The organism is Burkholderia lata (genome assembly GCF_902499025.1).
Taxonomy (GTDB): domain Bacteria; phylum Pseudomonadota; class Gammaproteobacteria; order Burkholderiales; family Burkholderiaceae; genus Burkholderia; species Burkholderia lata_C.
The window spans coordinates 128,694-151,730 of record NZ_CABVPW010000017.1 but is presented as its reverse complement, the minus strand read 5'-3'; the positions used below and the strand labels follow the sequence as shown (position 1 = coordinate 151,730).

General features: G+C 66.2%; 20 protein-coding genes. 18 read left to right on the top strand and 2 right to left on the bottom strand.

Translation table 11 applies throughout. The features are described 5' to 3' along the window. The first annotated feature begins 2 nt into the window (after nucleotides 1-2). From BDI24065_RS19030 to BDI24065_RS19020, 3 genes are all read left to right on the top strand, one after another. On the top strand, nucleotides 3-1,484 hold the full coding sequence (locus BDI24065_RS19030; protein WP_175032568.1) for an N-acyl-D-amino-acid deacylase family protein: 1,482 nt from the start codon (nucleotides 3-5) through the stop codon (nucleotides 1,482-1,484). Between the two features lie 76 nt (nucleotides 1,485-1,560). Beyond that, on the top strand, nucleotides 1,561-1,947 hold the full coding sequence (locus BDI24065_RS19025) for a RidA family protein (protein ID WP_011353171.1): 387 nt from the start codon (nucleotides 1,561-1,563) through the stop codon (nucleotides 1,945-1,947). 174 nt (nucleotides 1,948-2,121) lie between these two features. Beyond that, the gene (locus BDI24065_RS19020; RefSeq protein WP_175032567.1) at nucleotides 2,122-2,541 is read left to right on the top strand and encodes a bleomycin resistance protein; all 420 of its coding nucleotides are present in this window, start codon (nucleotides 2,122-2,124) and stop codon (nucleotides 2,539-2,541) included. Nucleotides 2,542-2,654: 113 nt separating this feature from the next. Here the strand turns inward: BDI24065_RS19020 and queF are convergent, their stop codons facing one another. Together queF and ilvA are read right to left on the bottom strand one after the other, a co-directional pair. Further along, the gene (gene queF, locus BDI24065_RS19015) at nucleotides 2,655-3,479 is read right to left on the bottom strand and encodes an NADPH-dependent 7-cyano-7-deazaguanine reductase QueF (protein ID WP_175032566.1); all 825 of its coding nucleotides are present in this window, start codon (nucleotides 3,477-3,479) and stop codon (nucleotides 2,655-2,657) included. Nucleotides 3,480-3,490: 11 nt separating this feature from the next. Beyond that, nucleotides 3,491-5,014, bottom strand: a complete 1,524-nt coding sequence (gene ilvA / locus BDI24065_RS19010; RefSeq protein ID WP_175025241.1) for a threonine ammonia-lyase, biosynthetic — start codon at nucleotides 5,012-5,014, stop codon at nucleotides 3,491-3,493. 574 nt (nucleotides 5,015-5,588) lie between these two features. Between ilvA and BDI24065_RS19005 the strand changes: the two genes are divergently transcribed. From BDI24065_RS19005 to BDI24065_RS18935, 15 genes are all read left to right on the top strand, one after another. Beyond that, entirely contained in the window at nucleotides 5,589-9,614 is a 4,026-nt protein-coding gene (locus BDI24065_RS19005; protein WP_175032565.1) for a DUF3683 domain-containing protein, read from the top strand. 85 nt (nucleotides 9,615-9,699) lie between these two features. After that, nucleotides 9,700-10,143, top strand: coding sequence for an HIT family protein (locus BDI24065_RS19000; RefSeq protein ID WP_175025240.1), 444 nt, complete (start codon nucleotides 9,700-9,702; stop codon nucleotides 10,141-10,143). Continuing rightward, nucleotides 10,140-10,553 (top strand): gamma-butyrobetaine hydroxylase-like domain-containing protein, encoded by a 414-nt coding sequence (locus tag BDI24065_RS18995; RefSeq protein ID WP_122946246.1) that lies wholly within the window; start codon nucleotides 10,140-10,142, stop codon nucleotides 10,551-10,553. The genes BDI24065_RS19000 and BDI24065_RS18995 overlap by 4 nt, the downstream gene beginning before the upstream one ends. Nucleotides 10,554-10,606: 53 nt before the next feature. Next, the gene (ubiE, locus tag BDI24065_RS18990) at nucleotides 10,607-11,338 is read left to right on the top strand and encodes a bifunctional demethylmenaquinone methyltransferase/2-methoxy-6-polyprenyl-1,4-benzoquinol methylase UbiE (RefSeq protein WP_043190578.1); all 732 of its coding nucleotides are present in this window, start codon (nucleotides 10,607-10,609) and stop codon (nucleotides 11,336-11,338) included. Nucleotides 11,339-11,379: 41 nt separating this feature from the next. Then, entirely contained in the window at nucleotides 11,380-12,414 is a 1,035-nt protein-coding gene (locus BDI24065_RS18985; RefSeq protein ID WP_175032564.1) for a Tim44 domain-containing protein, read from the top strand. 164 nt (nucleotides 12,415-12,578) lie between these two features. After that, nucleotides 12,579-13,205, top strand: a complete 627-nt coding sequence (locus BDI24065_RS18980) for a ubiquinone biosynthesis accessory factor UbiJ (protein WP_069248831.1) — start codon at nucleotides 12,579-12,581, stop codon at nucleotides 13,203-13,205. Nucleotides 13,206-13,218: 13 nt separating this feature from the next. Then, nucleotides 13,219-14,796: a ubiquinone biosynthesis regulatory protein kinase UbiB gene (gene ubiB, locus BDI24065_RS18975; RefSeq protein WP_175032563.1), complete on the top strand. Its 1,578-nt coding sequence runs from the start codon at nucleotides 13,219-13,221 to the stop codon at nucleotides 14,794-14,796. 17 nt (nucleotides 14,797-14,813) lie between these two features. Further along, nucleotides 14,814-15,440, top strand: coding sequence for an SAM-dependent methyltransferase (locus BDI24065_RS18970; RefSeq protein ID WP_175032562.1), 627 nt, complete (start codon nucleotides 14,814-14,816; stop codon nucleotides 15,438-15,440). Nucleotides 15,441-15,535: 95 nt separating this feature from the next. Further along, the gene (locus tag BDI24065_RS18965; RefSeq protein ID WP_175032561.1) at nucleotides 15,536-15,883 is read left to right on the top strand and encodes an FmdB family zinc ribbon protein; all 348 of its coding nucleotides are present in this window, start codon (nucleotides 15,536-15,538) and stop codon (nucleotides 15,881-15,883) included. Between the two features lie 61 nt (nucleotides 15,884-15,944). Next, entirely contained in the window at nucleotides 15,945-16,595 is a 651-nt protein-coding gene (locus tag BDI24065_RS18960; RefSeq protein ID WP_011353157.1) for a DUF502 domain-containing protein, read from the top strand. Between the two features lie 67 nt (nucleotides 16,596-16,662). Beyond that, nucleotides 16,663-18,465 carry an aspartate--tRNA ligase gene (gene aspS / locus BDI24065_RS18955; protein WP_175032560.1) on the top strand — a complete coding sequence of 601 codons (1,803 nt, stop codon included), beginning with the start codon at nucleotides 16,663-16,665 and terminating at the stop codon, nucleotides 18,463-18,465. Nucleotides 18,466-18,624: 159 nt separating this feature from the next. Then, nucleotides 18,625-19,119 carry a dihydroneopterin triphosphate diphosphatase gene (gene nudB / locus BDI24065_RS18950; RefSeq protein ID WP_175032559.1) on the top strand — a complete coding sequence of 165 codons (495 nt, stop codon included), beginning with the start codon at nucleotides 18,625-18,627 and terminating at the stop codon, nucleotides 19,117-19,119. Beyond that, nucleotides 19,116-20,390 carry a cardiolipin synthase ClsB gene (gene clsB, locus BDI24065_RS18945; RefSeq protein WP_175032558.1) on the top strand — a complete coding sequence of 425 codons (1,275 nt, stop codon included), beginning with the start codon at nucleotides 19,116-19,118 and terminating at the stop codon, nucleotides 20,388-20,390. Before nudB ends, clsB begins: the two co-directional genes overlap by 4 nt. Before the next feature lie 200 nt (nucleotides 20,391-20,590). After that, nucleotides 20,591-21,190 carry a TetR/AcrR family transcriptional regulator gene (locus tag BDI24065_RS18940; protein ID WP_006751498.1) on the top strand — a complete coding sequence of 200 codons (600 nt, stop codon included), beginning with the start codon at nucleotides 20,591-20,593 and terminating at the stop codon, nucleotides 21,188-21,190. A gap of 58 nt (nucleotides 21,191-21,248) precedes the next feature. Then, complete coding sequence (locus tag BDI24065_RS18935) at nucleotides 21,249-23,036, top strand: acyl-CoA dehydrogenase C-terminal domain-containing protein (RefSeq protein ID WP_043190599.1); 1,788 nt, start codon at nucleotides 21,249-21,251, stop codon at nucleotides 23,034-23,036. Nucleotide 23,037: the final 1 nt, after the last annotated feature.

Genomic DNA, 23,037 nt, shown 5'->3' with positions numbered 1-23,037 from the left:
CCATGCATTCGCATCCCGAAGCCGCCGATACGCTGATCGTCGGCGCGCAGCTTTACGACGGTACCGGCGCGCCGCCCGTCACGCGCGACGTCGCGATCCGCAACGGCCTGATCGCGGCGATCGGCAACCTGTCGAACTGGCTTGCCGAGAATGTCGTCGATGCGAACGGCCGCGCGCTCGCGCCGGGCTTCGTCGACGTGCACACGCACGACGACACGCACGTGATCCGCGCGCCGCAGATGGTGCCGAAGATCTCGCAGGGCGTGACGACCGTGATCGTCGGCAACTGCGGGATCAGCGCGTCGCCGGTGACGCTCGCGGGCGATCCACCCGATCCGATGAACCTGCTCGGCGAGCGCGGGGCGTTCCTTTACCCGACCTTCGCCGACTATGTCGCGGCCGTGAACGACGCGCGTCCGGCCGTGAACGTCGCGGCGCTCGTCGGCCACACGGCGCTGCGCAACAACCAGATGGACCGCCTCGACCGCGCGGCGACCGACGGCGAGATCGCCGGCATGCGCGCGCAGCTCGAGGAGGCGCTCGCGAACGGCGCGCTCGGCCTGTCGTCGGGTCTTGCGTACGGCTCCGCGTTCGCGGCGCCGACCGAGGAGGTGATGGCGCTCGCCGAGCCGCTCGCGAACGCGGGCGCGCTGTACACGACGCACATGCGCACCGAGTTCGACGCGATCCTCGATGCGATGGAAGAGGCGTACCAGGTCGGCCGCCATGCGCGCGTGCCGGTCGTGATCTCGCACCTGAAGTGCGCGGGCCCGTCGAACTGGGGGCGCAGCACGGAAGTGCTCGCGTCGCTCGAAGGGGCGCGCCGCTACCAGCCGGTCGGCTGCGACTGCTATCCGTACAGCCGCAGTTCGTCGACGCTCGACCTGAAGCAGGTGACGGGCGACATCGACATCACGATCACGTGGTCGGAGCCGCACCCGGAAGTGGCGGGCAAGCTGCTGAAGGCGATCGCGGTCGAGTGGGGCGTGAGCGAGCAGGAAGCCGCGCAGCGCATCCGCCCGGCGGGCGCCGTGTACCACAACATGTCCGAGGACGACGTGCGCCGGATCCTGTCGCATCCCGCGACGATGGTCGGTTCCGACGGCCTGCCGAACGATCCGCTGCCGCACCCGCGGCTGTGGGGCGCGTTCCCGCGCGTGCTCGGCCACTACGTGCGCGACACGAACCTGCTGCCGCTCGAGGAGGCGATCCGCAAGATGACGTCGCTGTCCGCGCGCCGCTACGGGATTGCGAAGCGTGGCGAAGTGCATGTCGGCTACCACGCGGATCTCGTGCTGTTCGATCCGGCGAGCGTGATCGACGCCGCGACCTTCGAGAAGCCGCAGCAGCCCGCGCACGGGATCGACGCCGTGTGGGTGAACGGCGTGCTCACTTATGAAAACGGCCAGCCGACCGGCGAGCGCGCCGGCGGCTTCGTCGCGCGCGGCGAGCGCGTGCCGGCGAGTGCCGACGCCGCGTTCTGAACGCGGTGGTTGTTCCGATCTGCCGCGCGCGCCGTCGTCGGTGCGCGCATCCGTAACCGAAACAAGGAGTGAAACGATGAAGCGATATGGCGTAGGCGAAGCGAAGGGCACGGGCGGCCAGGTGATGCCGTTCGCACGCGCGGTCGAGGCCGACGGCTGGCTGTACGTGTCGGGCCAGACGCCGATGGTGAACGGCGAGGTCGTCGAAGGCGGCATCGTCACGCAGTCGAAGCAGACGATCGAGAACGTGATCGCGATCCTGAAGGAGGCCGGTTACGGCCTCGAGCACGTCGTGCGCTGCGGCGTGTGGCTCGACGACGCGCGCGATTTCGCGTCGTTCAACAAGGTGTTCATTTCGTACTTCGGCGAGCATCCGCCGGCACGCGCGTGCGTGCAGTCGAGCATGGTCATCGACTGCAAGGTCGAGGTCGACTGCATCGCGTACAAGGCGCCGGCGAAGTAAGGCCGCCACGGCAAGCCGCTACGCAACGGGCCCGGCGCATTCACGTGCGCCGGGCCCGTTTTTTCATGTGCCGGGAGCCGGTTGACCGGCGGGTGGTGCTCCCGAGGCCGCAACCGCCACAATGCATCCCGCTCGTTCATGTAAGGTGCCGCATGACCCTATGGGGAGACATGCATGGAATGGGCTGCGCTGGTGCCGGAGCTGATCTGCTCGGACCTTGCCGGAAGCGTTCGCTTCTATCGTGACGTGCTCGGATTCCGGATCTGCTTCGAGCGTCCGGAAGACGGCTTCGTCTATCTTGAAATCGGGCGCGCTCAGCTGATGCTCGAGCAGTACAGTCCCGAGGGCTGGCTGACCGGCCCGCTGGAGCCGCCGTTCGGGCGCGGGATAAATCTGCAGATCGAGGTCGACGCGCTCGATCCCATCCTCGACAGGATTCGCGCCGCGGGCGTGACGCTGTTCGTCGAGCCGCGCACGTCCTGGTATCGGGAGGACGAGATCGAGCATGGCCAGGTCGAGATGCTGGTGCAGGATCCCGACGGCTATCTGTTGCGCCTGGTGGAGATTCTTCCGGAGCGGCCGGTCAGCGGGTGAGGGCCGTCCGCGCAATGACAAACAGCCCGGCCGGTTGAACCCGGCCGGGCTGTTTAGTTTGACGTGGCGGCCGCGCGCTGCCCACTGCGAACCGGGGCGGCCACCCGCGGCCGTCACTGCCGCGCGTTGCGCGCGTTGTCCGGCATCGGCTGGTTGTAGTTGGTGCGGAACGGGTTGATGTCGAGCCCGCCGCGGCGCGTATAGCGCGCATACACCGCGAGCTTCACCGGTTTGCACGCATGCAGGATGTCGAGGAAGATCCGCTCGACGCACTGCTCGTGAAAGCCCGTGTGATTGCGGAACGAGATGATGTAGCGCAGCAGTCCCGCATGGTCGATCTGCGGCCCGACATAGTGGATCTGGACGCTGCCCCAGTCGGGCTGGCCGGTGACCGGGCAGTTCGAGCGCAGCAGGTCGGACACGAGCGTCTCCTCGACCGGCGCTTCGTCCTCGGCGGCCGTCAGCAGCGACGGGTCGGGTTCGTACACGTCGGTGTCGAGGTCGAGCCGGTCGAGCGACAGCCCGTCGAGCTCGTCCATTTCGAGCTTGCCGAAATCGTGCGGCGACACGAGCTGCACGGAGACGGTCGCGCCGCACGCGGCCGACACGTCGCGCTTCAGCGCGTCGCGCACCGCGTCGATCGAATCGAACTTCGTCTGCGCGAACGAGCCGAGATACAGCTTGAACGACTTCGATTCGACGATGTTCGGCGATTCGGCCGGCACGTAGAAGGTCGCAACCGCGATCTGCGGCTTGCCGCGCGCGTTGAGCCACGACAGCTCGTAGGCGTTCCAGATGTCGGTGCCGAAGAACGGCAGCGCCGACGTGATGCCGAGCTGCTCGCGCGCGCCGGCGCGCGGGATCGGGAACAGCAGCGACGCGTCGTACTGGGCGGCGTAGACGGTGGCCTTGCCGAGCGGGGAATGTTCGGGATTCATGCGTGACGCCTTTACGACAGGAAGAGGCGGTAAGCCGGGTTGGCGCTCTCCTCGACATACGGATAGCCGAGTGCCGCGAGGAAGCGTTCGAATTCGGCGCGATCGGCCTGCGGCACCTGCAGCCCGACGAGGATCGAGCTGTAGTCGGCGCCCTGGTTGCGGTAGTGGAACAGGCTGATGTTCCAGTCCGGCGCCATCGACGACAGGAACTTCATCAGCGCGCCCGGCCGTTCCGGGAATTCGAAGCGGAACAGGCGCTCGTCGAGCGCGAGCGGCGAACGGCCGCCCACCATGTAGCGGATATGCTCCTTCGACAGCTCGTCGTGCGTCAGGTCGACGCTCTTGAACCCGTGCGATTCGAAGTTCGCGGCGATCTCGGCCGATTCGCCGCGGCGCTTGATCTGCACGCCGACGAAGATGTGCGCGGCCTGCGCATCGGCGATCCGGTAGTTGAACTCGGTGACGTTGCGGTCGCCGACGAGCGAGCAGAAGCGCTTGAAGCTGCCGCGCTCCTCGGGGATCGTGACCGCGAACACGGCTTCGCGCGCTTCACCCACTTCCGCGCGTTCGGCGACGAAGCGCATCCGGTCGAAGTTCATGTTCGCGCCGGACGTGACCGCGACGAGCGTCTGGTTCTCGATGCCTTCGCGTTCCGCATAGAGCTTCGCGCCTGCGACCGCGAGCGCGCCGGACGGCTCGAGCACGCTGCGCGTGTCCTGGAACACGTCCTTGATCGCCGCGCACAGTGCGTCGGTGTTCACCGTCACGACGCCGTCGAGGTATTCGCTGCAGAGCCGGAAGGTTTCCTCGCCGACCAGCTTCACGGCGGTACCGTCCGCGAACAGGCCGACCTCGCTCAGCTCGACGCGCTTGCCTGCGCTGAGCGACTGCGCCATCGCGCATGAATCCTCGGCCTGCACGCCGATCACCTTGATCTCCGGCCGCACTGCCTTCACGTAAGCCGCGACGCCGGACGCGAGCCCGCCGCCGCCGATCGGCACGAAGATCGCGTGGATCGGGCCCTGGTGCTGGCGCAGGATTTCCATCGCGATCGTGCCCTGGCCGGCGATCACGTACGGATCGTCGAACGGGTGGACGAACGTGAGGCTGCGCTCTTCCTGCACCTTGACCGCGTGTGCATAGGCGTCGCTGTACGACTCCCCGGCCTGGATCACCTCGACGCTCGGGCCGCCGTGCGCGCGCACCGCATCGACCTTCACCTGCGGCGTCGTGACGGGCACGACGATCACGGCTTTGACGCCCATCCGGGCCGCCGAGAACGCGACACCCTGAGCATGGTTGCCGGCCGACGCCGTAATCACGCCGCGCGCGAGCGCGTCCGCCGGAATGTGCGCCATCTTGTTGTACGCGCCGCGCAGCTTGAACGAGAACACCGGCTGGTTGTCCTCGCGCTTCAGGTAGACGGCGTTGCGCAGGCGGGCCGACAGGTTGCGGGCGGATTCGAGTTCCGTCTCGATCGCGACGTCGTAGACGCGCGCGGTGAGGATTTTCTTCAGGTAATCGTGGGATGCCATGGGCGCTCGCGTGCAGTGCGGAAGCAGACGGTAAAGGATCAATGATAGCGCCAAGGGTCTGCCTGCATGCAAGCGGCATGCCGAGCGGGTGCTCGCGGGGCCGTGCGGGCGGGGCGTCTGCGACGTTGCGCTGCCTTTTTTACCGGTTTAACCGCGTGGTTACCGACCGGACGGACGGCGAATGGTCGCACGAAATCGCGCCGAGCCAGGCCTGGCGCGGCTCGCGGGGATAGCCCCACGACCTGTCCGACGTGTCACGCATGGCCCGATCATGGGTTAGAATTCCGTTTTGAATCAAGGATCGGAAGATGCAGAGGCACCCTCGGATCGCCCCGTTGAAGCCGACGCCGCGTGCAGCCACCCCCGCGGCGGAACGGCATGCGCGCCGCGCGCGATCGTGCTGATGGTTCCGAGTGCCGCCAGGCCCTGTCGCCGGCCAGGAGGGGCGAGTCGCCCGCTCCGGCCCCATGAAGGACAGCCGCGCGCCTGGTAACAGAACAGATTTCCCCAAGATTGCGCCCACGCGCTTGCCGACGCCCGTGCACGGTGTATCGGCCCTCCGAGTCGTCCGAACATGAACGCACCACAAGTTTTCGATCCGCATGGCGCGGCCGCCGCCGTCGCCGCTGACCCCGCGCCCCGTTTGCGCGAGATTCCCTACAACTACACGTCCTTCTCGGATCGCGAGATCGTGATCCGCCTGCTCGGCGAAGAGGCGTGGTCGGTGCTCGACGAATTGCGCGCCGAGCGCCGCACGGGCCGCTCGGCACGGATGCTGTATGAAGTGCTCGGCGATATCTGGGTCGTGCGCCGCAACCCGTACCTGCAGGACGACCTGCTCGACAACCCGAAGCGCCGCGCGCTGCTGATCGAGGCGCTGAACCACCGCCTGACCGAAATCGGCAAGCGCCGCAGCGCGGATCTCACCGCGCACCGCGACGACGCAGGCCGCGAACGCGCATCGCGCGTCGAGATGCTCGAAACCGCCGCACAGCGCGCGGTCAACGAGTTCGCCGACGAATTCGACAAGATGGCCGACCTGCGCCGCCGCGCCACCAAGGCGCTCGGCCGCTGCACGCAGAAGGACAACATCCGTTTCGACGGGCTGTCGCGCGTGTCGCACGTGACCGACGCGACCGACTGGCGCGTCGAATACCCGTTCGTCGTGCTGACCCCCGATACCGAAGCCGAAATCGCCGGCCTCATCAAGGCCTGCTTCGAGCTCGGCCTGACCGTGATCCCGCGCGGCGGCGGCACCGGCTACACGGGCGGCGCGGTGCCGCTCACGCCGTTCTCCGCGGTGATCAATACCGAGAAGCTCGAACAGCTCGGCGCGGTCGAGCTGACCGAGCTGCCGGGCGTCGCGCACAAGGTGCCGACGATCTTCTCCGGCGCGGGCGTCGTCACGCGCCGCGTGACCGAGGCAGCGGAAGCGGCCGGCTACGTGTTCGCGGTCGATCCGACCTCGCTCGACGCGTCGTGCATCGGCGGCAACGTCGCGATGAACGCGGGCGGCAAGAAGGCCGTGCTGTGGGGCACCGCGCTCGACAACCTGGCCTGGTGGCGGATGGTCGACCCGGACGGCAACTGGCTCGAAGTCACGCGCCACGAGCATAACCAGGGCAAGATCCACGACATCGCGGTCGCGCGTTTCGAGCTGAAGTGGTTCGACGGCGCCTACGCGCCTGGCGAGAAGCTGCTGAAGAGCGAGATGCTCGAGATCGAAGGCCGCCGGTTCCGCAAGGAAGGGCTCGGCAAGGACGTGACCGACAAGTTCCTCGCCGGCCTGCCGGGCGTGCAGAAGGAAGGCTGCGACGGGCTCATCACGTCCGCGCGCTGGGTGCTGCACAAGATGCCCGCGCACACGCGCACCGTCTGCCTCGAATTCTTCGGCCAGGCGCGCGAGGCGATCCCGAGCATCGTCGAGATCAAGGATTACCTGTTCGAAACGTCGAAGCAGGGCGGCGCGATCCTCGCGGGCCTCGAGCACCTCGACGAGCGCTACCTGCGCGCGGTCGGCTACGCGACCAAGAGCAAGCGCAACTCATTCCCCAAGATGGTGCTGATCGGCGACATCGTCGGCGACGATGCCGATGCGGTCGCGCACGCCACGTCCGAAGTGATCCGGATGGCGAACGGCAAGAGCGGCGAAGGTTTCGTCGCGGTCAGCGCGGAGGCCCGCAAGCGCTTCTGGCTCGACCGCAGCCGCACGGCCGCGATCGCGAAGCACACGAACGCGTTCAAGATCAACGAAGACGTCGTGATCCCGCTGAACCGGATGGGCGAGTACACCGACGGCATCGAGCGGATCAACATCGAGCTGTCGCTGAAGAACAAGCTGCAGCTCGTCGACGCGCTGGAAGCGTTTTTCCGCGCCGGCAACCTGCCGCTCGGCAAGACCGACGACGCGAACGAGATCCCGAGCGCCGAACTGCTCGAAGATCGTGTCCAGCAGGCGCTGGAGCTGCTCAACCGCGTGCGTGCGCGCTGGCAATTCGTGCGCGACCGGCTCGACCAGCCGCTGCGCGAGGCGCAGCACTATCTCGTGCAGCTCGGCTACGAGGCGCTTGCCGAGAAGTTCGCCGATCGCGCGGACGAGCAGCCGGGCGCGACCGTGTTCCACGTCACGCAGGACCGCACGGTCCGCATTTCGTGGAAGCAGGAGATCCGTGCGGAGCTGCGCGCGATCTTCAACGGCGGCGCGTTCAAGCAGATCCTCGACGAGGCGCAGGCGATCCACAAGCAGGTGCTGCGCGGCCGCGTGTTCGTCGCGCTGCACATGCACGCGGGCGACGGCAACGTCCACACCAACCTGCCGGTGAACTCCGACAACTACGAGATGCTGCAGGACGCCCACGCGGCGGTCGCACGCATCATGAAGCTCGCACGCTCGCTCGACGGCGTGATCTCCGGCGAGCACGGCATCGGCATCACGAAGCTCGAGTTCCTGACCGACGACGAGATCGCCGAATTCCGCGCGTACAAGCAGCGCGTCGACCCGAACGGCCGCTTCAACAAGGGCAAGCTGCTCGACGGCGCCGATCTTCGCAACGCGTATACGCCGAGCTTCGGGCTGATGGGCTACGAGTCGCTGATCATGAAGCAGTCCGACATCGGCGCGATCGCCGATTCGGTGAAGGACTGCCTGCGCTGCGGCAAGTGCAAGCCGGTGTGTGCGACGCACGTGCCGCGCGCGAACCTGCTGTACAGCCCGCGCAACAAGATTCTCGCGACGTCGCTGCTGGTCGAGGCGTTCCTGTACGAAGAGCAGACGCGCCGCGGCGTGTCGATCAAGCACTGGGACGAGTTCAACGACGTGGCCGACCACTGCACGGTGTGCCACAAGTGCGCGACGCCGTGCCCGGTGAAGATCGACTTCGGCGACGTCACGATGAACATGCGCAACCTGTTGCGCAAGATGGGCAAGAAGAAGTTCAACGCCGGCAATGCGGCGGGCATGTTCTTCCTGAACGCGACCAACCCGCAGACGATCAACGTCGCGCGCAGCGTGATGATGGGCGCCGGCTACAAGGTGCAGCGCTTCGCGAACGACATGCTGAAGAAGGTCGTGACGAAGCAGACGCAGCACCCGCCGGCGACGGTCGGCAAGCCGCCCGTGGTCGAGCAGGTGATCCACTTCGTCAACAAGAAGATGCCGGGCAACCTGCCGAAGAAGACGGCGCGCGCGCTGCTCGACATCGAGGACAACAAGATCGTGCCGATCATCCGCGACCCGAAGTCGACCACCGTCGATTCGGAAGCGGTGTTCTACTTCCCGGGCTGCGGCTCCGAGCGCCTGTTCTCGCAGGTCGGGCTGGCCACGCAGGCGATGCTGTGGGAAGCCGGCGTGCAAACCGTGCTGCCGCCGGGCTACCTGTGCTGCGGCTATCCGCAGCGCGGCTCGGGCCAGTACGACAAGGCCGAGAAGATCGTCACCGACAACCGCGTGCTGTTCCACCGGGTCGCGAACACGCTGAACTACCTCGACATCAAGACGGTGGTCGTGTCGTGCGGCACCTGCTACGACCAGCTCGCGGGCTACGAATTCGACAAGATCTTCCCGGGCTGCCGGATCATCGACATCCACGAGTTCCTGCTCGAGAAGGGGATGAAGCTCGATGGCGTGTCGGGCACGCGCTACATGTATCACGACCCGTGCCACACGCCGATCAAGACGATGGACCCGGTGAAGCTCGTCAACGAGCTGATGGGCGCGGAGAAGGACGGCTACAAGATCGAGAAGAACGAGCGCTGCTGCGGCGAATCGGGCACGCTCGCGGTCACGCGCCCGGACATTTCGACGCAGGTCCGTTTCCGCAAGGAAGAGGAGATCCGCAAGGGTGCCGCTAAGCTGCGCAGCATCCCGGTCGTGGCCGGCAACGCGCCGGCGCCGGCCGCCGCGGCCGCGAACGGCCCGGACGTGAAGATCCTGACGAGCTGCCCGTCGTGCCTGCAGGGCCTGTCGCGCTACAGCGAAGACGCGAACCTCGAAGCCGACTACATCGTGGTCGAAATCGCGCGCCAGGTACTCGGCGAGAACTGGATGGCCGATTATGTCGCACGTGCGAACAATGGCGGGATCGAGCGCGTGCTGGTCTAATGCGGGCATGACGACCGCCCGACCGGGCCAGGAATGAGCGGGCGCCGGCGCAGCAATGCCGGCGCCCGTCCACATGGGAGCGACGATGGAATGCGTGTTTTGCCGTGAAGACGGCGGCGAGGTGCTCTGGCGGGACGATGCGGTGCGTGTCGTCCTCGCGACGGGCGAGCACGAGTATCCGGGCTTCTGCCGGGTGATCTGGGGCGCGCACGTGGCCGAATTCTCCGATCTCGGCGAGCCCGAGCGGGCACACCTGATGCGCGTGGTCTACGCGGTCGAGCGGGCCGTGCGCCGCGTGATGCAGCCGAACAAGGTGAATCTGGCGAGCCTCGGCAACATGGTGCCGCACGTGCACTGGCACGTGATTCCGCGCTTTTCCAACGACGCACACTTCCCTCAGCCCGTATGGGCGCCGCGCCAGCGCAGCGTGTCCGAGGCGCTGCTGCGCTCGCGCGCAGCGCAGGCCTCGCTGCTGCACAATGCGGTGCGCGAGGAAATTCAACGCATGACCGATTCGAGGCAGCCATGAGCGGTTTGACTTCCACGACGCCGATTCCGTCCGGCGTCGTCGTGCACGCGGTGTCGCGCGTGCTCGAATTGCAGTACCCGAACGGCGACAGCTACCGCATTCCGTTCGAGCTGATGCGCGTGTATTCGCCGTCGGCCGAGGTGCGTGGCCACGGGCCCGGCCAGGAGACGCTGCAGACGGGCAAGCGCGAAGTGACGATTACCGCGCTCGAGGGCGTCGGCAACTACGCGCTGCAGCCGACTTTCTCCGACGGCCATTCGACCGGCATCTACTCGTGGGACCTGCTGTACGAGCTGGCCACGCAGCAGGATGCGCTGTGGCGCGACTATTTCGACAAACTGAAGGCGGCGGGCGTCGAGCGCGACGCCCCGATGCCGGCGGCGGGTGCGTCGCACGGCCACTGCCACTGAAATTCGACGGCGCCCGCTCGGCGCCGTCTTGCCATTTACTGAGGATCAACGCGATGAGCAAAACCCACTTCGGCTTCGAAAGCGTCGAGGAAAACGAAAAAGCGAAGAAAGTGGCGGGCGTGTTCCATTCGGTCGCGAGCAACTACGATCTGATGAACGACCTGATGTCGGCGGGCATGCACCGTGCGTGGAAGGCGTTCACGATCGCGCAGGCGAACGTGCGCCCCGGCTTCAAGGTACTCGACATCGCGGCCGGCACCGGCGACCTGACGAAGTCGTTCAAGAAGGCGGCCGGGCCGACGGGCGAGGTCTGGCACACGGACATCAACGAATCGATGCTGCGCGTCGGCCGCGACCGGCTGCTCGACAAGGGCATCGTGACGCCGTCGCTGCTGTGCGATGCGGAAAAAATTCCCTTTCCGGACAACTACTTCGATGTGGTCACGGTCGCGTTCGGGCTGCGCAACATGACGCACAAGGATGCCGCGCTGGCCGAGATGCGCCGCGTGACGAAGCCCGGCGGCCGCGTGATGGTGCTGGAATTCTCGAAAGTCTGGGATCCGCTGAAAAAAGCGTACGATCTGTATTCTTTCAAAGTATTACCGTGGCTTGGCGACAAGTTCGCGAAAGATGCTGAAAGTTATCGGTATCTTGCTGAATCTATCCGGATGCACCCCGATCAGGACACGCTGAAGACGATGATGGAACAAGCGGGCCTCGATGCCGTCAAATATTACAATTTGTCAGGTGGCGTGGTAGCTTTACACATGGGAGCCAAGTACTAAGGGGCTCTTTCCATACATTTGTCTTACATCCGGAGAAACTGATGTTCGAATCGCGTTCGTTGTTCAACCGTAGCAAGCCGTCGAAGCCGTGGGCTCGACGGGTCGGCACGCTGCTGATGGTCGGCCTGCTCACGGCCGGCACGTTCGCATCGCTCGACGCCGAAGCCAAGCGCATGGGCGGCGGGCGCAGCATCGGCCGCCAGAACTCCACCGTCACGCAGCGCCAGGCCACGCCGCCCGCGCAGCAGCCGATGCAGCAGGCCGCGCCGTCGCAGGCGCAGCGTGCGAATCCGGCCGCGCCCGCACCGGCCGCGCAGCCCAACCGCTCGCGCTGGCTCGGGCCGATCGCCGGCCTCGCGGCCGGCCTCGGTATCGCGGCGCTGCTGTCGCACTTCGGTCTGGGCGGCGCGTTCGCGAGCATGATGGCGAACGTCATCGTGATCGCGCTGCTCGCGGCGGTCGGTATCTGGCTGATCCGCAAGTTCATGAACCGTCGTCGTCCGCAGGAGCCGGCCTACTCGGTCGGCGGCTCGGCGTCGTCGTCGGGCGGCTACTCGCAAAGCCCGTCGCTCCAGCAGGGCGGCACCGGCAGCAACTATGCGGGTAGCGGCAGCAGCTACGCGAACGAAGCGCAAGGCGTGTTCGGCGGCGGTGCCGCGGCCACCGGCGCGGCAGCGGCCGCTGCGGCAGCACCGCTCCAGGTGCCGGCCGGCTTCGACACCGAAGCGTTCCTGCGCAGCTCGAAGGTCTATTTCGTGCGCCTGCAGGCCGCGTGGGACCAGGGCAACCTGGCCGACATCCGCGAGTTCACGACGCCCGAAATGTTCGCCGAGATCAAGATCGACCTCGATTCGCGCGGCAACGAGTCGAACCAGACCGACGTCGTGCAGCTCGACGCGGAACTGGTTGCGATCGAGGATCGCGGCATCGAGCAGTCGGCGAGCGTGCGCTTCCACGGCCTGATCCGCGAATCGGCGAATGCGTCGGCCGCACCGTTCGACGAGGTGTGGAACCTGTCGAAGTCGGGCAGTCAGGGCTGGCTGCTCGCGGGCATCCAGCAGATCAACACGCACTGAGCGTGACCGGCGGCCCGCGCCGCCGGACACCCGGGCAACGGCCGCCGCACTGCGACCGCTTGCCGCCGGGGTGTGCGGTCAGGCACGGTCTGCCGACGATCCGACGTTACAATAGAAACCCGCGTGGGCGCCCGGCCTGCGCGGGTTTTTTCTTTCCCAGCCCGATGACCTTTGCCGCCAAGCCTTTTGCTGCTGCTGTCAATCACCTGCTCGCCCGCGAATCGTGGGCGCGCGACCGCCTGATTCCCTATTCGGGCAAGACCGCCCGGATCGACGTGCCCCCCGTGACGCTCACGCTGCTGGTGCAGCCCGACGGCTACCTGTCGGCCGTCGATGCACACGATGCACAACAGGTCGACGTGTCGATCGCGCTTGCCGGCGACACGGTCGCCGCGTTCCTGCAGGGCGGCCAGGCGGCCGTGATGAAGCACGTGAAGATCGAGGGCGACGCAGAGTTCGCGACGCAGATCGCGAAGCTGGCCGAGCACCTGCGCTGGGAACCTGAAGAAGATCTCGCGAAGCTGGTCGGTGACGCGGCCGCATACCGGATCGCGACAGTCGTGCGCGACGCCGGCGCGCGCGCGCGACGCACCGGCCGCAACGTGCTCGATTCCGTCGCCGAATACTGGCTCGACGAGAACCCGCAAGTCGTCCGGCGCGCGTCGCTCGGCGGCTTCGACGCCGAACTGGCGCGCGCGCGCGATGCGCTCGCGCGGGTCGAAAAGCGGGTCGAGCGACTCGAACAAAAAATCGGCGCGCGCACGGGTTCCGGCCCGCGCGGCGCGCACTGAGGGGCCGCAGGGCATGCGCATTTTCCGTTTCATCAAGATTGTCTACACCGTCATCCGCTTTGGTCTCGACGAAGTGATGCTGTCCCGGATCGACGACCGGCGCGTGAAGCTGCTGTTGCGGATCACGACGATCGGCCGCCGCTATTCCGATCCGCCTGCCGTGCGGCTGCGCCGCGCGCTCGAAAGCCTCGGCCCGATCTTCGTGAAGTTCGGCCAGGTGCTGTCGACGCGCCGCGACCTGCTGTCGGTCGATTTCGCGAACGAACTCGCGAAGCTGCAGGACCAGGTGCCGCCGTTCGATTCGGCGGTCGCGATCGGGATCATCGAGAAGTCGCTCGGGGCGCCGGTCGACGAGCTGTTCGACGAATTCGAGCGCGAGCCGATCGCGAGCGCGTCGATCGCGCAGGTGCACTTCGCGAAGCTCAAGCAGGGCCAGCACGCGGGCAAGGCCGTCGCCGTCAAGGTGCTGCGCCCGAACATGCTGTCCGTGATCGATTCCGACCTCGCGCTGATGCGCGACATCGCGATCTGGACCGAGCGCATGTGGGCCGACGGCCGGCGCCTGAAGCCGCGCGAGGTGGTCGCCGAATTCGACAAGTACCTGCACGACGAGCTCGACCTGATGCGCGAGGCGGCCAACGGCAGCCAGCTGCGCCGCAACTTCGCGGGCCTCGACCTGCTGCTCGTGCCCGAGATGTTCTGGGATTTCTCGACGTCGCAGGTGCTCGTGATGGAGCGCATGACCGGCGTGCCGATCAGCCAGGTCGAGACGCTGCGTTCGGCCGGCGTCGACATCAAGAAGCTCGCGCGCGAAGGCGTCGAGATCTTCTTCACGCAGGTGTTTCGCGATGGCTTCTTCCACGCGGACATGCACCCGGGCAACATCCAGGTGAGCCTCGATCCGAACACGTTCGGCCGCTACGTCGCGCTCGATTTCGGGATCGTCGGCGCGCTGTCCGATTTCGACAAGAATTACCTCGCGCAGAACTTCCTCGCGTTCTTCAAGCGCGACTACCACCGCGTCGCGACGCTTCACCTCGAGTCGGGCTGGGTGCCGCCCGAAACGCGCGTCGAGGAACTCGAAAGCGCGATCCGCGCGGTGTGCGAGCCGTATTTCGATCGCGCGCTGAAGGACATCTCGCTCGGCCAGGTGCTGATGCGCCTGTTCTCGACGTCGCGCCGCTTCAATGTCGAGATCCAGCCGCAGCTCGTGCTGCTGCAGAAGACGATGCTGAACGTCGAGGGGCTCGGCCGCTCGCTCGACCCCGAGCTCGACCTGTGGAAGACCGCGAAGCCGTACCTCGAGCGCTGGATGACCGAGCAGATCGGCCTGCGCGGCTGGTACGAGCGCTTCAAGGTCGAGGCGCCGCAGTGGAGCAAGACGCTGCCGCAACTGCCGCGCCTGATCCACCACGCGATGGCGGCGCGCCATGACGCGCCGCGTGCGGCGAGCGAGGACCTGATGCGCCAGATCCTCGTCGAGCAGAAGCGGACGAACCGGCTGCTGCAGGCGCTGCTGATTTTCGGCCTTGCGGTCGGCGTCGGGGCGCTCGTCGCGCGTGTGCTGCTGGCGCTCGCGTACGGCACATGACCGAAAGGAGCAGGGCGATGTCCGATCCGAAGCAACCCGTTACACCGGCAGCCACCGATTTCACGACGCGCGATCCCGGCAGCGCATCGTTCTGGGACGAGCGTTTCGAACGTGGTATGACGCCGTGGGAATTCGGTGGCGTGCCCGACGGTTTCAGCGTGTTCGCGCACCGGCTCGAGCCGTGCGCGGTGCTGATTCCCGGCTGCGGCAGTGCGCAGGAAGCCGGGTGGCTGGCCGAAGCCGGCTGGCCCGTGCGTGCGATCGATTTCGCCGCGCAGGCGGTGGCTGCCGCGAAGGCGCAGCTCGGCGCGCATGCGGGCGTCGTCGAGCAGGCCGATTTCTTTGCGTACCAGCCGCCGTTCGACGTGCAGTGGGTGTACGAGCGCGCGTTCCTGTGCGCGCTGCCGCCGGCCATGCGCGCCGACTACGCGGCACGCATGGCCGAACTGCTGCCCACGGACGGATTGCTGGCCGGCTATTTTTTCCTGATGGCGAAACCGAAGGGCCCGCCGTTCGGAATCGAGCGTGCCGAACTCGATGCGCTGCTCGCGCCGCACTTCGAACTGATCGAGGATTTGCCCGTGACCGATTCGCTCGAGGTGTTCGAAGGGCACGAGCGCTGGCTCACGTGGCGCCGCCGTTGATGTGCCGGTGTCGCGGCCATTGCCGGAGCGCGGTAGGGTTTCGGCTATAATTCAAGGTTTTGCAAGCCGTTTCCAGTTTCCGCGGGAAAAATATCATGCCGATCTACGCCTATCGATGCGAAGCGTGTGGTTTCGCGAAGGACGTGCTCCAGAAGATGAGCGACGCGCCACTGTCGCAGTGCCCGGAATGCGGGAAGGATGCATTTCGCAAGCAGGTCACTGCCGCAGGCTTCCAGCTGAAGGGTTCGGGGTGGTATGTCACCGATTTCCGAGGCGGTTCGGGCGGCACCAGCGCGCCGGCGACGGCGTCGGGCGACGCAGCCCCGGCTGCAGCGGCGGACGCCGCGCCCGCTGCGGCCGCGCCGGCTGCAGCGAGCAGTTCCGAAAGCACGACGACGAGCGCCGCGCCCGCCCCGGCTGCAGCGCCCGCCGCCAGCAGTTGACTGTCGCGGCCCGGCCGGGCCGCGACCAACCCGCGCCGCCGGCGCGGTTCATTGACGGCAGATGATGAAAAAGACGACCCTGAAATCGGTGTTTCTGACCGGCCTGCTGGTTCTCGTCCCGCTCGCGATCACGCTGTGGGTGCTCGGTCTCATCATCGGCACGATGGACCAGACACTGCTCCTGCTGCCCGAATCGTGGCAGCCCGAGCGGATGCTCGGCTTCCATCTGCCGGGGATCGGCGCGGTGCTGACGCTCGCGTTCATCTTCGTCGTCGGGCTGGCCACGCGGAACTTCATCGGCCAGAAGCTCGTCACGTGGTGGAACGCCGTGGTGCGTCACATCCCGGTCGTCGGGCCGATCTACACGAGCGTCAAGCAGGTGTCGGACACGCTGCTGTCGAGCAGCGGCAACGCGTTCCGCAAGGCGCTGCTGATCGAATACCCGCGTCGCGGCTCGTATACGATCGCGTTTCTGACCGGCACGCCGGGCGGCGACGTGCTCAATCATCTGACGGAAGAATACGTGAGCGTCTATATCCCGACGACGCCGAACCCGACGTCGGGCTTCTTCCTGATGCTGCCGAAGAGCGAAGTCATCGAACTCGACATGTCGGTCGATGCCGCGCTCAAGTACATCGTCTCGATGGGCGTGGTGGCGCCCCCGGCGCCGGCTCCGGCGCCTGCACGCCGCCCCGTCGAGCCGCCGCTGTAAGTAAAGAATCATCGCCCGGGCCGCGCGTTGCGGCGCCCGTTGATCAAACCGAACGAAAGCAAACATCATGTCGATGCGTACTGAATACTCCGGTCTCGTGACCGAACACCTGCTGGGCCAAACCGTGTCGCTGTGCGGCTGGGTGCAGCGCCGCCGCGATCACGGCGGTGTGATCTTCATCGACCTGCGCGATCGTGAAGGCCTCGTGCAGGTGGTGTGCGATCCGGATCGCGCGGAAATGTTCGCGACCGCCGAAGGCGTGCGCAACGAGTTCTGCGTGCAGATCAAGGGCCTCGTGCGCAACCGTCCGGAAGGCACGGTCAACGCCGGCCTGAAGAGCGGCAAGATCGAAGTGCTGTGCCACGAACTGAACGTGCTGAACGCATCGGTCACGCCGCCGTTCCAGCTCGACGACGACAACCTGTCGGAAACGACGCGCCTCACGCACCGCGTGCTCGACCTGCGCCGTCCGCAGATGCAGCACAACCTGCGCCTGCGCTACCGCGTCGCGATCGAAGCGCGCAAGTACCTCGACGAGCAGGGCTTCATCGACATCGAAACGCCGATGCTGACGAAGAGCACGCCGGAAGGCGCGCGCGACTACCTCGTGCCGTCGCGCACGAACGCGGGCCAGTTCTTCGCGCTGCCGCAGTCGCCGCAGCTGTTCAAGCAGCTGCTGATGGTCGCGAACTTCGACCGCTACTACCAGATCACCAAGTGCTTCCGCGACGAAGACCTCCGTGCCGACCGTCAGCCGGAATTCACGCAGATCGACTGCGAAACGTCGTTCCTCGGCGAGCAGGAAATCCGTGACCTGTTCGAAGACATGATCCGTCACATCTTCAAGACGACGATCGACGTCGAACTCGACGCGACCTTCCCGGTGATGCCGTACTCGGAAGCGATGGCGCGTTTCGGTTCGGACAAGCCGGACCTGCGCGTGCAGCTCGAATTCACCGAGCTGACCGACGCGATGAAGGACGTCGACTTCAAGGTGTTCAGCACGCCGGCCAACGCGAAGGACGGCCGTGTCGCGGCACTGCGCGTGCCGAAGGGCAGCGAGCTGTCGCGTGGCGACATCGACGGCTACACCGAATTCGTGCGCATCTACGGCGCGAAGGGCCTCGCCTGGATCAAGGTCAACGAGAAGGCGAAGGGCCGTGACGGCCTGCAGAGCCCGATCGTCAAGAATCTGCACGACGCATCGATCGCGGCGATCCTCGAGCGCACCGGCGCGGAAGACGGCGACATCATCTTCTTCGCGGCCGACCGCGCGAAGGTCGTCAACGACAGCCTCGGCGCACTGCGCCTGAAGATCGGCCATTCGGAATTCGGCAAGGCGAACGGCCTCGTCCATGCCGGCTGGAAGCCGCTGTGGGTCGTCGACTTCCCGATGTTCGAATACGACGACGAAGATGCACGCTACGTCGCGGCTCACCACCCGTTCACGAGCCCGAAGGACGAGCACCTCGAGTACCTCGAGACGGATCCGGGTCGTTGCCTCGCGAAGGCCTACGACATGGTGCTGAACGGCTGGGAAATCGGCGGCGGCTCGGTGCGTATCCACCGCGAGGAAGTGCAGAGCAAGGTGTTCCGTGCGCTGAAGATCGGTGCGGAAGAAGCGCAACTGAAGTTCGGCTTCCTGCTGGACGCACTGCAGTACGGCGCGCCGCCGCACGGCGGTATCGCCTTCGGTCTCGACCGCATCGTCACGATGATGGCCGGTGCCGACTCGATCCGCGACGTGATCGCGTTCCCGAAGACGCAGCGTGCGCAGGATCTGCTCACGCAAGCACCGAGCCCGGTCGACGAGCGTCAGCTGCGCGAGCTGCACATCCGTCTGCGTCAGCCGGAACAGCCGAAGGCGTAACGCACTTCGTACCCGGTCGTGTGTGCGTTCACGCGCACACGACACACATGAAAAAGGCGCAGCGATGCGCCTTTTTCGTTTTTTGCGGTACAGTCGCAGCACTTGCCGCCCGTTCGGAGCACTTGCCCGGCGCGCGGCCCCGTGCTGCATGAAACAAAGATGACGAAGCCGCCGAAAATCCCCGAATCCGTTCTCGTCGTGATCTACACGCCCGACCTCGATGTGCTCGTGATCAAGCGTGCCGACCAGCCCGATTTCTGGCAATCGGTGACCGGCTCGAAGGACGCGCTCGACGAGCCGCTCGCGGTCACCGCCGCGCGCGAAGTGGCCGAGGAAACCGGCATCGCGATCGGCACGCCGGACGTGCCGGCCAGCGCGCTCGTCGACTGGCGCCACCGGATCGAATACACGATCTATCCGCAATACCTGCACCGCTATGCACCGGGCGTCACGCGTAACGTCGAGCACTGGTTCGGCCTGTGCGTGCCGCATCGGGTCGACGTGACGCTGTCGCCGCGCGAGCATGTCGACCATGCATGGCTGCCGTTCCGCGAGGCGGCCGCGCGCTGCTTCTCGCCGTCGAACGCCGAGGCGATCCTGCAACTGCCCGCGCGCGTGGCACTGTCGCGCACGCCGCACGGCTCGTCCGCATGACGGCGGAAGCCCGCAAGCGCTTCGCGCAATTGCGGCAGATGTTCCTGCAGGAACGCGGTTCCGCGTCGCGGCTCGCCTTCACGTCGGGCAACACCGTGCGGCTGTGCGAGGGCGGCGGCGCATTCTTCCGGGCGCTGATCGAGCGGATCGATGCCGCCCGCGAGCAGGTGATGCTCGAAACCTACATCTTCTGCGACGACGCGGCCGGGCGGCCGGTGTCGGACGCGCTGATCCGCGCGGCGCAGCGCGGTGTGCGCGTACGCGTGATCACCGACGGCATCGGCACCGCACGCCTGCCGCTGTTCGACACGTGGGTGGTGGCCGGCGTCGAGCACTGCATCTACAACCGCTTCCTGTTCGGCCGCTTCGGCTTCTCGCGCACGCATCGCAAGCTCGCGGTGATCGATCACGCGGTCGCGTTCTGCGGCGGCATCAACATCATCGACGACTACGCGCAGGGCGGCACGACGCTGCCGTTTCCGCGCTGGGATTTCGCGGTCGAGATGGCGGGGCCCGCGGTGTCCGACGTGCGTGCCGCGTTCGAACTGCAGTGGCACCGGATCATGTTCGGCCACAAGCCGTATGCGCAATACGCGGCCGGGCTGCATGGCGGTGAAGCGTTTCCCGAGATGTTCCGGCGCTGGATGCGCAGCCACCGATGGATCAAGGCCGGCGCGCTGCGGGTCGTGACGGAGCCGAGCGTCGCGTTCGTCGCGCGCGACAACGTCGTGAACCGTCGCGCGATCGAGAAGGCGTATCTCGCGGCGATCGGCCAGGCGCGCCAGCGGATCCTGCTCGCCAATCCGTACTTCATGCCGGGGCGCAAGCTGCGCCGTGCGCTCACGGGCGCCGCACGACGCGGCGTCGACGTGCGGATCCTGATCGGTCGCAAGGAATTCGCCGCACTCGATACGGCCGTGCCGTTCCTCTATCACGCGCTGCTGCGTGCGGGCGTGCGCGTGGCCGAATACGACAAGACGATGCTGCATGGCAAGGTAGCCGTGATCGACGACAACTGGGCGACGGTCGGCTCGTCGAACCTCGACGCGCTGAGCCTGATGTTGAACAATGAGGCGAATGTCGTGCTGGTGCGCTACGATGCTGTCACGAACGAACTGCGCGACGCGATCGCGGCCGCGTTCGCCGATGGTCGGGAAATCGACCCCGCACGATTCGCCGCGCGCCCGCGCATCGAGCGCATGCTGAACTGGTTCGCGTATACGGCGTATCGCCTCGTGATGAAGGCGCTGACGGTCGGTGGTTACGACTGACGAAGACTAAGCGTTCGCTTCAAAAAATCTGTCCGCACGTTCGTGCGGAAAAGCCGCTCCGGTCCCGCCGGAATCGCGCAAAATAGCGGCTCGGTTAGACACCGGTTTCTAATAATTTCCTTGTTTCGCGAGCGGCCGCACTCAATAATAGTACGGCCGTTCGATTTTATTCGAACCCCCGAACGGTTACAGAAATAGCTATGCGAAAAGGCGAACAGACGCGTGCCGCGATACTTGAAGCTGCTTTGGACCTCGCCAGCCGTGACGGGCTGGAGGGGCTGACGATCGGCCTGCTGGCCGAGCGCATGCAGATGAGCAAGAGCGGTGTGTTCGCGCACTTCGGATCGCGTGAGGACCTGCAGGTCGAGGTCGTCCGCGAGTATCACCATCGTTTCGAAAACGAGGTGTTCTTTCCGAGCCTGCGCGAGCCGCGAGGCTTGCCGCGCCTTCGGGCGATGCTGGCCCGCTGGACGGAGAAGCGCATCCAGGAGGTGACGACCGGATGCATCTACATCAGCGGTGCCGTCGAGTACGACGACCGGCCTGACAGCCCCGTGCGCGAGCAGTTGATCGCAAGCGTGACGGCCTGGCGTGCCGCGATGCTGCGTGCCATTTCGCAGGCGAAGGAAGAAGGCCATCTGCGTGCGGATACGGATCCGGACCTGATGCTCTTCGAGTTGTACAGCTTCACGCTCGGCCTGCATCACGACGCACGCTTCCTGCATTCGCCGGACGCCGTGCGCCTCACGTGGGCCGCGCTGGAAAAGACGATTGTTTCGTATCAGAGCGAGAGCCGTTAGCGGCGCGTGATCCGCCCGCCAGGAGCTCGAGCCGTTTTGCCCACCTTTGGAGAGAGTCATGGGACAGTACGCCGCGCCGCTGCGCGACATGCAATTCGTGTTGCACGAGCTTCTGAACGTCGAAGCCGAAGTCAAGCAAATGCCCAAGCATGCGGACCTCGACGCCGACACGATCAACCAGGTCCTCGAGGAAGCGGGCAAGTTCTGCTCCGAGGTACTGTTCCCGCTGAACCAGGTCGGCGATCGCGAAGGCTGCACGTATGAAGGCGACGGCGTCGTGAAGACCCCGACCGGCTTCAAGGAAGCCTACCAGCAGTACGTCGAGGCCGGCTGGCCGGCACTCGGCTGCGATCCGGACTACGGCGGCCAGGGCCTGCCGGCGTTCGTGAACAACGCGCTCTACGAAATGCTGAACTCGGCGAACCAGGCATGGACGATGTATCCGGGCCTGTCGCACGGCGCCTACGAGTGCCTGCACGCACACGGCGCGCCGGAACTGCAGCAGCGCTACCTGCCGAAGCTCGTGACGGGCGAATGGACGGGCACGATGTGTCTGACCGAACCGCACTGCGGCACCGACCTCGGCATCCTGCGCACCAAGGCAGAACCCAACGGCGACGGCTCGTACTCGATCAGCGGCACGAAGATCTTCATCTCGAGCGGCGAGCACGACATGTCGAAGAACATCGTCCACCTCGTGCTCGCGCGCCTGCCGGAAGCGCCGCAGGGCACCAAGGGGATCTCGCTGTTCATCGTGCCGAAGTTCATTCCCGACGCAGCGGGCGAGCCGGGCGAGCGCAACGGCATCAAGTGCGGCTCGATCGAGCACAAGATGGGCATCCACGGCAACTCGACGTGCGTGATGAACCTCGACGGCGCGAAGGGCTGGATGGTCGGCGAGCCGAACAAGGGCTTGAACGCGATGTTCGTGATGATGAATGCCGCGCGTCTCGGCGTCGGCATGCAGGGCCTCGGCCTCACGGAAGTCGCATACCAGAACTCGCTCACGTATGCGAAGGAGCGCCTGCAGATGCGCTCGCTGACGGGCCCGAAGGCACCGGACAAGCCGGCCGACCCGATCATCGTGCACCCGGACGTGCGCCGCATGCTGCTCACGCAGAAGGCCTACGCCGAAGGCGCGCGCGCCTTCACGTACTGGTCCGCGCTGCAGATCGACAAGGAACTGTCGCACGGTGACGAAGCGGTGCGCAAGGAAGCGGCCGACCTCGTCGCGCTGCTCACGCCGATCATCAAGGCGTTCCTGACCGACAACGCGTTCGAGTCGACCAATCACGCGATGCAGATCTACGGCGGCCACGGCTTCATCTCCGAGTGGGGCATGGAGCAGTACGTGCGCGACGCGCGGATCAACATGATCTACGAAGGCACGAACTCGATCCAGTCGCTCGACCTGCTGGGCCGCAAGGTGCTCGGCGACATGGGCGCGAAGCTGAAGAAGTTCGGCAAGCTCGTCACGGAATTCGCGGAAGCCGAAGGCGTGAAGCCGGAAATGGCCGAGTTCATCAACCCGCTCGCCGACATCGGCGACAAGGTGCAGAAGCTGACGATGGAAATCGGCATGAAGGCGATGCAGAACCCGGACGAAGTCGGCGCTGCCGCCGTGCCGTACCTGCGTACCGTCGGCCACCTGGTGTTCTCGTACTTCTGGGCGCGCATGGCGCGCCTCGCACTCGACAAGGAAGCGTCGGGCGATCCGTTCTACAAGTCGAAGCTCGCGACGGCTCGCTTCTACTTCGCGCGCCTGCTGCCCGAGACGGCGTCGACGATCCGCGCCGCACGTGCCGGTTCGAAGACGATGATGGAAGTCGACGAATCGCTGTTCTGAC

Excerpts from the sequence above, each read along its gene's own strand:
- BDI24065_RS19030 (WP_175032568.1), top strand. The coding sequence starts at position 3 with ATGCATTCGCATCCCGAAGCCGCCGATACGCTGATCGTCGGCGCGCAG.
- BDI24065_RS19025 (WP_011353171.1), top strand. The coding sequence starts at position 1,561 with ATGAAGCGATATGGCGTAGGCGAAGCGAAGGGCACGGGCGGCCAGGTG.
- BDI24065_RS19020 (WP_175032567.1), top strand. The coding sequence starts at position 2,122 with ATGGAATGGGCTGCGCTGGTGCCGGAGCTGATCTGCTCGGACCTTGCC.
- queF (WP_175032566.1), bottom strand. The coding sequence starts at position 3,479 with ATGAATCCCGAACATTCCCCGCTCGGCAAGGCCACCGTCTACGCCGCC.
- ilvA (WP_175025241.1), bottom strand. The coding sequence starts at position 5,014 with ATGGCATCCCACGATTACCTGAAGAAAATCCTCACCGCGCGCGTCTAC.
- BDI24065_RS19005 (WP_175032565.1), top strand. The coding sequence starts at position 5,589 with ATGAACGCACCACAAGTTTTCGATCCGCATGGCGCGGCCGCCGCCGTC.
- BDI24065_RS19000 (WP_175025240.1), top strand. The coding sequence starts at position 9,700 with ATGGAATGCGTGTTTTGCCGTGAAGACGGCGGCGAGGTGCTCTGGCGG.
- BDI24065_RS18995 (WP_122946246.1), top strand. The coding sequence starts at position 10,140 with ATGAGCGGTTTGACTTCCACGACGCCGATTCCGTCCGGCGTCGTCGTG.
- ubiE (WP_043190578.1), top strand. The coding sequence starts at position 10,607 with ATGAGCAAAACCCACTTCGGCTTCGAAAGCGTCGAGGAAAACGAAAAA.
- BDI24065_RS18985 (WP_175032564.1), top strand. The coding sequence starts at position 11,380 with ATGTTCGAATCGCGTTCGTTGTTCAACCGTAGCAAGCCGTCGAAGCCG.
- BDI24065_RS18980 (WP_069248831.1), top strand. The coding sequence starts at position 12,579 with ATGACCTTTGCCGCCAAGCCTTTTGCTGCTGCTGTCAATCACCTGCTC.
- ubiB (WP_175032563.1), top strand. The coding sequence starts at position 13,219 with ATGCGCATTTTCCGTTTCATCAAGATTGTCTACACCGTCATCCGCTTT.
- BDI24065_RS18970 (WP_175032562.1), top strand. The coding sequence starts at position 14,814 with ATGTCCGATCCGAAGCAACCCGTTACACCGGCAGCCACCGATTTCACG.
- BDI24065_RS18965 (WP_175032561.1), top strand. The coding sequence starts at position 15,536 with ATGCCGATCTACGCCTATCGATGCGAAGCGTGTGGTTTCGCGAAGGAC.
- BDI24065_RS18960 (WP_011353157.1), top strand. The coding sequence starts at position 15,945 with ATGATGAAAAAGACGACCCTGAAATCGGTGTTTCTGACCGGCCTGCTG.
- aspS (WP_175032560.1), top strand. The coding sequence starts at position 16,663 with ATGTCGATGCGTACTGAATACTCCGGTCTCGTGACCGAACACCTGCTG.
- nudB (WP_175032559.1), top strand. The coding sequence starts at position 18,625 with ATGACGAAGCCGCCGAAAATCCCCGAATCCGTTCTCGTCGTGATCTAC.
- clsB (WP_175032558.1), top strand. The coding sequence starts at position 19,116 with ATGACGGCGGAAGCCCGCAAGCGCTTCGCGCAATTGCGGCAGATGTTC.
- BDI24065_RS18940 (WP_006751498.1), top strand. The coding sequence starts at position 20,591 with ATGCGAAAAGGCGAACAGACGCGTGCCGCGATACTTGAAGCTGCTTTG.
- BDI24065_RS18935 (WP_043190599.1), top strand. The coding sequence starts at position 21,249 with ATGGGACAGTACGCCGCGCCGCTGCGCGACATGCAATTCGTGTTGCAC.